Raw genomic sequence first — 1,257 nt, 5'->3', positions numbered from 1 at the left:
GCATCGGAGTTCGATGCGGCGGAGACCGATGCGGCGGAGACCGATGCGGCGGACGCAGGCTCACACGGCGCGCCGGACAGATCCGCACGGATCTCGTCGCTGGACACCACGGCTTCCGCGTCGATCTGCCGCCGCTCGACCAGCGCCCGGACGAAGCTCGTCTTGCCGGAGGCGGGCGGGCCGACGAGGACGACGAGCCCGGCCGAAATCAGGACCACCGGCGTGAGGTCGTGGGAGCTGGGGCGGCCACCCGCGCGGTCGGCTGAGTTCTTCGGCACGGGCCCATCCTGCCGGGTACGAGGCCGGTCGACCACGGCCACTGACACGGCGGTCACCGTCCCCCGTCCGCGAAGAAACCGGTACTGACGACGGCGAGCATCAGGAACACCCCCGGGAAGGCGATGTTGTGGAAGACACGCGGCCGGACGTGGACCAGGACCGCGCCGACGAAGAACGCGGTCGGGCCGATTCCCGCTGCCAGACCCAGCCAGTGGACTCCGAACAGGCCCACCTGACCACTTGGCACCATGATCGGCATGAGTGAGACAACTGGGCCTGAAGAGAATGAAGTTGTCGGCGTTCTGGCCACGCCGGAGGAATGGCGTGTCTTTCTGCAGCGATACGGCGAGCTGTACGTGAAGGTCCGTGCCGACGACGACGAGCTGGTCGACCTGCTGGAAGACGATCAGCTGGAGGTTCTGGATCGAGGGGGGCGGGTTGAGCTGTGGTTGGGTGAAGCCCCTGCTCGGGAGGAGGCTCTGGCGGCATCCGAGGAGAGGCTCGGAGTGCGGTTTCCACCCAGCCTGCGGGGATTCTTCCTGGCAAGCGACGGGTGGAAGCACCTCGATGACTACGTGGACGGTGTCCATTCCTGCGACCGCGTCCTGTGGATGCGGGACAGCGAGGCCGGCAGACGCGTGACCGATACCTACGACTCGATACCCGGCAACGAGGACGATGTTCAGTTGTTTCGCCGGTCCCTCGAGATCGCCCGGGGAGAGGACTTCTGGTTGCTCGATCCGACCGACGTCGGTCCGGACGGCGAGTGGGCCGCCTACGAGTTCGCACCGAAGTACGGCAACCCGACGAAGTACCCCGGCTTCTCCGCGTTGATCCGCTCCGGGTACGCGAGCATGGAGGAGGACGAGGACTGAGCTGATGCGTCAGCCCTCACACCCACCCGGCCTCAACCGCCGGGGAGTTCCCGCCTCGGCTGGCCCACAGCAGGATGCCCCGCCGTGCGCGGCACGGCGGGGC

The 1,257-nt window shown here is 67.6% G+C and carries 3 protein-coding genes; 1 reads left to right on the top strand and 2 read right to left on the bottom strand.

Annotated elements, in window-relative coordinates; genetic code table 11:
* On the bottom strand, positions 1-278 hold a 278-nt coding region (locus ACFWM7_RS24430; protein WP_383263903.1), incomplete at its 3' end, for an AAA family ATPase.
* Positions 279-331: 53 nt separating this feature from the next.
* The gene (locus ACFWM7_RS24425) at positions 332-529 is read right to left on the bottom strand and encodes a DoxX family protein (protein WP_383263900.1); all 198 of its coding nucleotides are present in this window, start codon (positions 527-529) and stop codon (positions 332-334) included.
* On the opposite strand from ACFWM7_RS24425, the gene ACFWM7_RS24420 reads away from it, so the two are divergent.
* Positions 528-1,154, top strand: a complete 627-nt coding sequence (locus ACFWM7_RS24420; RefSeq protein WP_383263897.1) for an SMI1/KNR4 family protein — start codon at positions 528-530, stop codon at positions 1,152-1,154. The genes ACFWM7_RS24425 and ACFWM7_RS24420 overlap by 2 nt on opposite strands.
* Positions 1,155-1,257 lie beyond the last annotated feature (103 nt).

It is taken from the genome of Streptomyces sp. NPDC058375 (assembly GCF_042723425.1).
In the GTDB taxonomy this organism is placed as follows: Bacteria; Actinomycetota; Actinomycetes; order Streptomycetales; family Streptomycetaceae; genus Streptomyces; species Streptomyces durocortorensis.
Note: the sequence above shows the minus strand (reverse complement) of the source record. Positions and strands in the feature narration are given on the sequence as shown.

Excerpts from the sequence above, each read along its gene's own strand:
- ACFWM7_RS24425 (WP_383263900.1), bottom strand. The coding sequence starts at position 529 with ATGGTGCCAAGTGGTCAGGTGGGCCTGTTCGGAGTCCACTGGCTGGGT.
- ACFWM7_RS24420 (WP_383263897.1), top strand. The coding sequence starts at position 528 with ATGATCGGCATGAGTGAGACAACTGGGCCTGAAGAGAATGAAGTTGTC.